This window comes from Vibrio sp. 10N.261.52.A1, from assembly GCF_002876325.1.
Lineage (GTDB): Bacteria > Pseudomonadota > Gammaproteobacteria > Enterobacterales > Vibrionaceae > Vibrio > Vibrio chagasii.
Genome location: NZ_MCYD01000999.1, coordinates 1 through 10,590 on the forward strand (window position 1 = coordinate 1; position 10,590 = coordinate 10,590).

Consider the following 10,590-nt stretch of genomic DNA (forward strand, 5'->3'; position numbering starts at 1 on the left):
AAATAGCATTACTATCTAAGTGTCTCTTTTTTCGAGTATTCAATGTGGAAAAGCTCTACCATTTTTTAACTTTAGCCTCTGTCGCTTTGTACTGGGTCCTTGTAGCCGGTGTAACACTGCGCGTTGTACTAAAACGACGCTCTGTCAGCGTTTCTCTCGCCTGGCTTATGGTTATCTACATTATCCCAATTGTAGGTGTGGCTTGTTACTTCCTTTTTGGTGAACTGAACCTCGGTAGAAAAAGGGCTGAGCGCGCACATCGCATGTTTACTCCCTTCGGAGATTGGTTCCGTCAACTAAACGATTGCCAACTTCACCAACCAGGGAAAGTCGGCTCCCCTATCCATAAGATTGACGAGCTTTGTAACAATCGAATGGGCATTCCTGCGCTCAGTGGAAACACTCTATCTCTGCAATCTTCACCAAACGAGATCCTACACGCAATTATCGAAGATATAGAAAATGCCCAAACCAGTATTAAGATGGTTTTCTATATTTGGCATCCAGGCGGCCTAACAGATTCAGTGGCCTCTGCTCTGATTGGCGCAGCAAAACGCGGCGTAGATGTTAAAGTTTTGCTCGATTCAGCGGGTAGTCCACGCTTTTTCAAAAGCCATTGGCTACCAATGATGGAAGATGCCGGTGTGCAGGTTATACAAGCGCTGGAAGTAAGCCCTTGGCGTATTTTCTTGCGACGCCTTGATCTAAGGCAGCACCGTAAGATCATCGTGATAGATGAGACTATTGCCTACACAGGCTCGATGAACATGGTCGACCCTGCTCATTTCAAACAAAGCTCAGGAGTCGGTCAGTGGATTGATGTCATGGTCCGTGTGACAGGCCCAACCGTTAACGTACTCTCTGCAATCCATGGTTGGGACTGGGAAGTAGAAACCGGAGATCGCATTCTGCCTGAACTGCCTGAATGTTCTGTAGAAGAAGCGGTGACGCATCATCCCGTACAAGTGGTACCGTCGGGCCCAGGTATGCCGGAGTATTTGATCCTACAGGTTCTGACTATTGCGATTAATCAGGCTAACCATACCGTGCGTATTACGACCCCTTATTTTGTGCCGAGTGCGGACTTATTAGAAACACTTAAGATGACGGCTCAACGCGGTGTCAAAGTCGAACTCATCATTCCTCATAACAATGATTCGTTAATGGTGAAATGGGCCTCTCGCGCTTTCTATACCGAATTACTAGAAGCCGGAGTTAAGATCTACGAATTCTATGGTGGCCTTCTTCATACCAAGTCAGTAGTCATTGATGAAGAGTTCTGCTTGATTGGAACGGTCAATATCGACATGCGCAGTTTATGGCTCAACTTCGAAGTGACGCTCGCGGTGGATGATGTACATTTCACTCAGAACCTCTCTGAACTGCAGAAATCTTACATCGATTCATCCCACTCAGTTGAGTTAGAGCAATGGGAGCAAAGAAGTTTACGCAACCGCTTCTTTGAAAGACTGTTCTATCTATTCAATCCTCTTCTGTAATTTAAGCGGTGAGCTGTAATAGCTCGCCGTTTCCCATCGATCATTTTAATCTTTCGCTCTTTACTGAGTGAAAGATTAAAAATCGTAAGAAAAGCGTAAAAAACCCCGCTCCGCTCTTGCTTTGAATACTCTTGGCATGTTTTAAATAGGACATAACCGATTGATAAGGAATTCACAGCATGTCCGAGAACAAAACCACTAAACTGATCACAGCCGGTCGTGATAAGAAGTGGACCAATGGTGTTGTTAACCCACCAGTACAACGCGCTTCAACTGTCGTATTTAACTCAGTAGAAGAGAAGCGTAAAGCTACGATTAACCGCGCTAACAAGACCCTTTTTTACGGACGTCGTGGAACTAACACTCATTTTGCCTTCCAAGATGCGATGGTTGAAGTGGAAGGCGGCGCAGGCTGTGCACTCTACCCTTGTGGAACGGCAGCTATCTCTAATGCGATCCTTTCTTTTGTAGAAACAGGCGACCATATTCTGATGGTTGACACTTGCTACGAGCCAACTCGCGATTTCTGTGACACCATCATGAAAAAGATGGGCGTAGAAACCACCTACTACGAACCAACAATTGGCGAAGGCATCAAAGAGCTTATCAAGCCAAATACCAAGGTGTTATTTACCGAGTCTCCGGGTTCAATCACCATGGAAGTTCAGGATGTCCCTACACTCGCGCGTATTGCTCACGAGCATGACATCATCGTGATGTTAGACAACACGTGGGCTGCTGGTGTTAATTTCTCTCCATTTGATTTTGGTGTTGATATCTCAATTCAAGCGGCGACTAAATACATCGTCGGTCACTCTGATGTGATGTTAGGAACTGCCGTTGCCAACGAGAAGTACTGGGATCAACTAAGAGAGCAAAGCTACTTGATGGGACAATGTGTTTCACCAGATGACGCATACCTTGGCCTGCGCGGCATTCGTACCCTAGATGTACGACTACGCCAACATGCGGATAGCAGTTTAAAAGTCGCGAAGTGGTTAGAAACTCGACCTGAAGTAGACCACGTTCGTCACCCTGCTCTTGAATCATGCCCAGGTCATGAATTCTTTAAACGAGACTTCACCGGTGGTAATGGCCTGTTCTCGTTTGTGCTAAAGAATTCGAATACACAAGCAACCACGGCGCTGCTTGATGGTATGAAACACTTCAGCATGGGTTACTCATGGGGTGGATTTGAGAGCTTAATTCTAGCGAACGAGCCGAGCAGCTTTAACAGCCTAAGAACAGTAGCGAATCCAAACTTCGACGGTACTTTAATTCGCGTACATATCGGCTTAGAAGATGTTGATGATTTGATTGCAGATCTAGAGGCAGGATTAGATCGCTACAGCGCTCTGGTTTAGCTAGAAACGGTATATTCAACATACAAAAAAGGCAGGATATTCCTGCCTTTTTCAGTTCCGCGCATCAGCAGCCTATAACTCCACAACTAACGCACAGTGCTTCGTAATTCATTATTGAACTTGGTAGCATGTCCAATTAAAGATTTCAGAGCGGTGTTCATTAAACAGATATAGGGACTGCTCCTGCTCTAAAATCGAGTAATCAATGGTCACTCCTTTGTACTCACTGTATTCCTGGTTAATGATCGGATCATGAAACGGAGTGGCGGTTCTCACGTCAATAATGCTCATCGACAAATGATCCCCGTCCAAACCATAGTAACCAGAATAAAGGTTTTCCATTGTGCCTTCGGTGCCGTCTTTCTCAGTGATCGTCACAAACTCTCTCATGCTAAAAGTTTGGTCAGACTGAAAAGTAATGCTCATACGCTCATAAAGCGATTGATAAGGTTGATATGCCTGAGATAAGAAATCCGTTTTTAGCGTTTTACAATGCCATCGAGTGCCCGCCAGTGCATTTTGGTCTAGAAAAAAGCTCGCCGAAGCTATTACCAATAAAATGAGTAAGCCAATTAATCGCAAAAGTAGCTCCTCTTTTCCATATGAGCGGCAAATGAGTCAAAAGACGTCTCTACATTGAAAATCGTCGCCCCGTAATTGAGAGCCTCGCCATCCTTCCTTTGAACTAACATGTACAAAGCATCGCTCTCTGGTTGGTCGACAGATGGATAAATACGAACAAACACATCCACGTTGCAGTGACTAGGTATCACACTGGTCAGCTTTTCTGTTATCGCTGGTAGCGAATAGGAATCTCCATGAACAATATGGAAAAAATAGTGGTTAGTATTGTCTGTGTAACTATCACGATATTCCGACTTATCAATAAAGTAAGGCGTTGGCTTGTAGTAAGTTTGAAATAGGTTGAACGCTGTAACGAGAACACAAATAAGTGCGACTATATAACCAGCTTTAATAGCGTGTTTATTGCTAGTAATACTTGATAAGCCAGGTACAACCGAACCGTACGCTTGATTTGAAGTTATAGGGTCCGAAATGATAGTCGAGGAATTCTCTGCAGGCTCTTGGCTTGCCGTGGATGGTTTATTTGCTGGTGCAATCGACACTTCTTTAATAGCAGACTTTGCTATCATACTCGCCACAGATGCAGACTGGGCTTCACCAAGGTCTGCTTGAGGCGTAGCTTGTTTTTTTGAACTTGTCTTTTTCGACTCGTCGATTTCAAGAGAATAGCCGGTTTTACTGACAGTGCGAATCGTTGCGCAGCCACAGGTTACCCTAGATAGTGTTTTTCTGATCTTTGAAATTACATTGGTAAGCGCTTGTTCCGAGACAATCACATTGCCCCAGCATCTATCAAATATCAGACCTCGTTCGATGCACTCGCCAACATTTTCAAGCAAGAATAGGAATACCTTACCTTCAAGTGGCGCGATAGTTTCTACGTGTCCATCTTCACGCACAAACTGCCTAAGCAAGGGATCATAACTAGCATCACATATTTGGTAGTTTTGTTGTTTCACTATCGTTTTCTATCTTTAAACTCGGTCGCATATAATATTGAATAGTTTATAAATGGCTAGTGAATTTTCCAATTTTCGAGCAATTATTTCGCGACGCTAAATAATACTTTTATTTGTAAGGACAACACACCATATGGTCATTAACCATACCGGTAGCTTGCATGAACGCGTAACAGATTGTTTCACCTACAAACTTAAAGCCTCTCTTTTTTAAAAACTTACTCATGGCTTTAGATTGCTCAGTAGAAGCAGGGACTTGTGACATCTCTGTCCACTGATTATCGATCACTTTGTTATCGACAAATTGCCATAAGGCATTCGATAAAGAGCCGAACTCTTTTTGAAGTTCCAGCGCTGCACGAGCATTGTTGTACACGGAAGCAATCTTGCCCTTATGTTTAACCACATCATAGTTTTCAATGATATTGGGTACATTGTCTTCATTGAGTTCGGCTAATTTGTGTAAGTCGTAGTTCTCAAATGCCGCGCGATAGCCTTCTCGTTTTTTCAGTATAGTAATCCAACTCAGACCCGCTTGAGCTCCCTCTAGAGTCATGAATTCAAACAACACTTGATCATCATAGACAGGCACGCCCCATTCCGTGTCGTGGTACACCCTTTCAAGTTCATGTTTAAGTGCCCATGCACAAGTTCTCTCCGCAGCATTCGCTTCCATTTCGATAATCTCACTTAAGTAATACCAATCACAGTAAGTAAGTGATCATAAATAGCGCAAGAAAAAGGCTTAAGAACAAGGCCGAAATTTCCGATAAGTAGTTATTCTACAATCAAAATTTCTAACGCAGTTATTGAGCGTTTTAACCAGCTAGGATGACCAGTTATTTACTACGATTGGTATAAAAGTACATAAAAATAATGCCCCAGTTAGGGGCATTATTTCAAAGGTAAATTGGCGTTATGCTACGTCAATCTTATGGAACAGGCGGTACAGTACCGGTACAACGATAAGCGTCAGTACCGTCGCAAAACCCAAACCAAACATAATGGTTACCGCCATTGGTTTGAAGAAGATATCAGGCAATAGTGGAATCATACCTAGAATCGTCGTAATCGCTGCCATACATACAGGACGAACACGGCTTAGTGCAGCATCAACAACAGCAACATAAGGATCCTTACCTGACTTCATCTCAATCTCGATCTGGTCAAGCAATACGATACCGTTCTTCAAAAGCATCCCGGATAGACTCAAGAAGCCTAACAGAGCCATAAAACCAAATGGGGTGTTTAAGGCCAGCAAGCCTGTCGTCACACCAATTAAAGCCAGTGGTACCGTTAACCACACGATCAGCGGCTCTTTTACTGAGTTAAACAGGAACACAGTGATCAAGAACATGAACAAGTAGCCAAGAGGCATGGTTGTGAAGAGTGATGCCTGCGCATCCGCAGACGACTCATACTCCCCCCCCCACTCCAGAGAATAACCAGGTGGCATCTCAATCGCTTCAATTTGTGGCTGTAAACGCTTCTGTAGCGTAGAAGCAGTTTCTTCGCCCAGTAGGTCTGGATCCGCCATGACTGTCAGCATACGCTTACGGTTCTTACGGATGATCAGGGGATCTTCCCATTCCAACTCGTAACCTAAAGTCACTTGTTGCAGCGGGATATATTCACTTAACGCAGGGCTCCAGATCTTCATACCTTCGATGTTACGAATATCCACACGCTCATCTTCCGGTAAACGAGCCACAATCGGCATCAGCGTTGTACCATCACGATACACACCAATCGACTTACCAGAGAAAGACATCGCGAGGAAATCATCAACATCAGACTTGGTGATACCGTAACGACGAGCTTGGCTTTCATTGAACTGAGGCTCTAGCACCTTAGTTCTTTCACGCCAGTCGTGGCGAACGTTAAATGCACCGCTATCAGCACGCATTACATCCATCACTTGTGCTGCGATTGAACGTAATACCGTTGGATCAGAGCCTACAATACGAGCTTCAATTTTCGCACCGCCACCAGGGCCTAACTCAATCTGTTTTAGCTTGTAGTCGATCTCAGGGAACTGACCATTAACATGGTCACGGAAGCGCTTCATTAGCCCTTCAAGCACTTCGTAGCTCTTAACACGAACCGTTATCTCACCGTAAGCGCTATAACTTTTCTCTGGTGCGTAAGTCAGCATGAAACGTTGTAAGCCTTTACCTGCAGTCGTCGTGATGTGTTCTACTTCGTCCTGTTCTGCTAACCAGCTTTCAAGCACTTTAAGCTTAGTGTTGGTCGCTCGAATATCGGTCCCTTCCGGCATCCAAACATCAACTTGGAACATCGGTGTTGTCGATGACGGGAAGAAAGCTTGTTTTACGAAGCCAAAACCGTAAACACTCGCACCTAGACCAATAACCAGAACAATCATGGTTAGCCACGCACGCTTCATACAGAATTCTAGGAAGTTTTTGTAGACAACAAAAACCATCCCGTTGTACGGATCTTTACCTTCATTGTCTGCATCGACCTTCTGACCTTTAAAGAAGATATCAGCAAAGAATGGCGTAATTGAGATAGCCGTAAACCAGCTCAACATTAGCGAGATAAGTAGAACCGTGAACAAGGTGCCACAGTACTCACCCGTCGAATCTTCAGACAAACCAATAGGCGCAAATGCCGTTACCGCGATAACCGTTGCACCCAGCAATGGCCATTTCGTCTGAGTGACGATATCAGTGGCGGCCTGCATCCGGGTTCGTCCCTTCTGCGTGCCGATCAATATCCCTTCGACTACCACTATGGCGTTATCCACCAGCATCCCCAGTGCGATAACCAATGCACCTAGTGAGATACGTTGAAGGTCGATTTTGAAGTACTGCATGAAAATGAAGGTACCAAACACGGTCAGGAGCAGTATCAAACCAATCAACAGACCGGAACGTAGCCCCATGAAGAACAGTAGCACTACGATTACAATCGCAACCGCCTGCCCCAAGCTCACCACAAAGCCGCTTACTGATTTATCTACTTCTTTAGGTTGGTTATAAACCTCTGAAATATCGATGCCAACCGGCTGTTGGTATTTCAGTTCAGCAAGCCTGCGGTCAAACGCCTCACCCACCGCAACCACGTTTACACCTTGAGCAAAGGACACACCCAGGTTGAGTGCTAGTTTGCCGTTGTAACCGATAATGTTAGTCGGTACTTCAACATAACCACGGGTTACCTCTGCCACATCTTTTAGGTAGATAAGGCCTTGAGCGCCACCTTCGGTTAGGATCAAATCACCCAATTGCTCTACATTCTGGAACTCGCCGGTAGGATGGATACGAATGTACTCATCACCAATTCTCACCGCACCCGCACTGGAAACAATGTTTTGAGTCGATAAAAGGTTAAATACCGTGTTTGGCGAGATACCCAAAGAGCTGATCCGTTTCATCGAGATTTCAATGAACACTTGCTCTTGCTGCTGACCAGAAACAGAAACTTTACTGACCCCATCAACCAGTTCCAGCTCACGCCTTAAATAATCGATATAGTCCAACAGTTCTTTATAGCTGTAGCCATCACCGGTTACTGCGAGCAAAATACCGTAAACATCACCAAAATCATCAATAACTTGCGGGTCGTTCACACCAGGCGGCAGTGACACTTTCAAGTCATTCACTTTTCGACGAAGTTCATCCCAAATCTGCGGCAGGTCGTCTGGGCCATAGTTGTTCTTCATCGTTACCGTAACCTGAGACAGGCCACGGCTAGAGATAGAGTTAACCTCGTCGACGTAAGTAAGTTGTTGAATCGCTTTCTCTAGTGGATAAGTGACTTCCTCTTCCACTTGCTGCGGTGTCGCACCTGGGTAAGAGGTGACAACCATCGCATCTTTGATGGTAAAGGCCGGGTCTTCTAAACGACCCAAACCAAAGAAGGCAGACACACCACCAATCAGGAAGATCAACGAGAGCATCCAACTGATAACTTTATTGCGAATAAAGTAAGCCGCTACACCCGTGATCTGGTCGTCACCCTGTTGAGCGTCATTCTGGGGCTTGTTATTTGCTTCACTCATTGTTCGCCTCCTGAGATAATACTTCCACTGTCATCCCATCTCGCAATCGCGATACGCCCGCTACAACTATATGTTGCCCCATCTCTAATCCTTTGATTATTTGCAACGTTTTCTGGTTGGCTTTGCCTAATACCACTTTCTGCTTTGAAACTGTGTTGTCGTCATTAATGACCCAAACGAATGAGTTCTTACGAGTCAGTTCATCGCCGTCAGCATTGAATACCGCCTCAATAGGCACTAAAACACCGGCTTTCAGTTCTAAGCCAATATCTCGACCATGTGAGGTCACGTCGACCGCCATACCGTCCAAAATCAGATCGTCTTCGGGCATCGGTAGTGCCAAGGTCACGGTAAAGGTTCCGGTGCTTGGATCTGGCTCTGTTGTGAACTCTTTAATGCCAGCTGGGTACTCATTACCGCTTGGAACTCGCACCAAGGCCGTCACATTTTCAAGGATGGTTTCGCTAGGTTGATTCACGTAGATTTGATCAGGTAGCTGAATCACGACCTCAACATCCTCAACGCTGTGAATATTCACGATTTGCTGACCTACTTGAATGTTTTCAAATTGGTCGACACTGACACGGGAAATGATGCCATCAACGGGAGCTTTGAGCTTAGTGAAAGACAAGCGAAGCTTCGCCAGTTCTAACTCGGCGTAGGCAATCTGACGTTGAGCGGCAATCTCATCAAACTGAGACTTCGCGAGTAAGCCCTTTTTCACTAGAGGTTTTGAACGCCTGAACTGGCTGTTCACCACTGTATATCGAGCTTGGGCATTATCGACGTCCAATTGATAGTCCGTTGGATCAAGCTCAGCAATCACATCTCCAGCTTCAACTCGTTCGCCTTCTTTAACATCGAGCCTATATATCTCACCCGCCACACGAAAACTCAGATGTGCTTTTTCCGCCGCATTGGCAACGGCTGGGAAATAGAGTTTGTCATTGAAATCTAATACTGAAATCTCAATCGCTTTAACTAATGGAATGTTCTCGGCTTCGACTTGAGGCTTTTCTCCACAAGCGGTCAACAAAGCTAAACATGACAGTCCTGTCGCCAATTTAAATGCACTCATGTTATAGCCCCCTTTCCTTGATCCACTCTCGAACCTTAATCCCGGATTCAAGGCCATTCACACCAGAAGTTACAATGCGGTCGCCATCGTTTAAGCCAGAGACAATGTGACGTTTTTCATCAATCACAATCGCCACTTTTTCAACGATACCATCACTATTCACTCGCCAAACTGAGACATCATCGCCATCAGTCATCATTGCAGAGGTCGGGATTTTGGTTGCAGCTGCTTGAGCTGACACCAGATTCACGGTACCAGACATGCCTGGCAAGATGCCGATATCGGTTGGCCTTTCCATCACCATGGTGACTTTATATGAACCCGTTTTAGGGTCAGCTTCCGTATCAACCTCTTGGAACGTCAGTACGTAGGAGTTCTCAGGAAACGCATCAAATACCATGGTCGCATCGGTTTCAAACCCAGAAGAAAAGCGCGTAATAAGTTGGTCGGGCAATAAGAAAACGACTTTAAGAATCTGATTGGTTTGAATATTCATGACGCCTTCTTTAGCGGCAATATACTCATGATTTTCAGCTGGAATAATGGAAATGGTGCCATCATAAGGGGCAACTAAAGTGGTGTAGCGAAGATTCGCATTCGCTTGATTAAGCATCGCGCGAGCTGAGTTATGGTTCGCTTTCGCTTGATCGAAATCTTGCTCTGACACTACGCGGTCTTTACGCAGTTTGATCGCACGTTGGTACTGAACATCGGCAAGCTGAAAGTTCGCTTTTGCTTGCTTCTCTAGCAGTTGATATTCATCAGGGTTTAGCATGGCGAGTTTATCGCCTTTCGACACATGCTGACCTGCGGTCACGTCGATGCTCTGTAATAATCCAGGAACACGGAATGCGAGTACCGCTCTATCACCGGCTTCAGTTGTAGCAGGGAAATTACGCTCAAAAGCATTGTTACCGACGGAGACAGTGAAGAGTTTGGCGGGTCTAGATTCAGGTTCAGGTACGGGAGGAAGCTCCTTACCACACCCAGACAACCCAGCTAAGGCTGTCAATAGGACAAGGGAGGCTCTATACATTGGTGATCATCCATATCTATAAATATTTTTATAACATAGATT

At 45.2% G+C, this 10,590-nt stretch carries 8 protein-coding genes; 2 read left to right on the top strand and 6 right to left on the bottom strand.

Going from position 1 to position 10,590, the window contains the following annotated elements; all coding sequences use genetic code 11:
- Positions 1-44 precede the first annotated feature (44 nt).
- The gene (gene cls, locus BCT81_RS21660) at positions 45-1,499 is read left to right on the top strand and encodes a cardiolipin synthase (RefSeq protein ID WP_102425804.1); all 1,455 of its coding nucleotides are present in this window, start codon (positions 45-47) and stop codon (positions 1,497-1,499) included.
- A gap of 179 nt (positions 1,500-1,678) precedes the next feature.
- Positions 1,679-2,863 (top strand): cystathionine beta-lyase, encoded by a 1,185-nt coding sequence (locus BCT81_RS21665; protein ID WP_102425799.1) that lies wholly within the window; start codon positions 1,679-1,681, stop codon positions 2,861-2,863.
- A gap of 111 nt (positions 2,864-2,974) precedes the next feature.
- Here BCT81_RS21665 and BCT81_RS21670 read toward each other — a convergent pair whose 3' ends face one another.
- The 6 genes from BCT81_RS21670 to BCT81_RS21695 all read right to left on the bottom strand — a co-directional run bounded on the left by BCT81_RS21670 (position 2,975) and on the right by BCT81_RS21695 (position 10,548).
- Positions 2,975-3,445 carry a hypothetical protein gene (locus tag BCT81_RS21670; RefSeq protein WP_102425800.1) on the bottom strand — a complete coding sequence of 157 codons (471 nt, stop codon included), beginning with the start codon at positions 3,443-3,445 and terminating at the stop codon, positions 2,975-2,977.
- Positions 3,436-4,407 carry a winged helix-turn-helix domain-containing protein gene (locus BCT81_RS21675; protein ID WP_102425801.1) on the bottom strand — a complete coding sequence of 324 codons (972 nt, stop codon included), beginning with the start codon at positions 4,405-4,407 and terminating at the stop codon, positions 3,436-3,438. Before BCT81_RS21675 ends, BCT81_RS21670 begins: the two co-directional genes overlap by 10 nt.
- A gap of 109 nt (positions 4,408-4,516) precedes the next feature.
- On the bottom strand, positions 4,517-5,083 hold the full coding sequence (locus BCT81_RS21680) for a DNA-3-methyladenine glycosylase I (RefSeq protein ID WP_102425802.1): 567 nt from the start codon (positions 5,081-5,083) through the stop codon (positions 4,517-4,519).
- A 240-nt stretch (positions 5,084-5,323) separates the two neighbouring features.
- Entirely contained in the window at positions 5,324-8,434 is a 3,111-nt protein-coding gene (locus tag BCT81_RS21685; protein ID WP_102425803.1) for an efflux RND transporter permease subunit, read from the bottom strand.
- Positions 8,427-9,512 carry an efflux RND transporter periplasmic adaptor subunit gene (locus BCT81_RS21690; RefSeq protein WP_004742071.1) on the bottom strand — a complete coding sequence of 362 codons (1,086 nt, stop codon included), beginning with the start codon at positions 9,510-9,512 and terminating at the stop codon, positions 8,427-8,429. Before BCT81_RS21690 ends, BCT81_RS21685 begins: the two co-directional genes overlap by 8 nt.
- A 1-nt stretch (position 9,513) precedes the next feature.
- Entirely contained in the window at positions 9,514-10,548 is a 1,035-nt protein-coding gene (locus tag BCT81_RS21695; RefSeq protein WP_004742069.1) for an efflux RND transporter periplasmic adaptor subunit, read from the bottom strand.
- Positions 10,549-10,590: the final 42 nt, after the last annotated feature.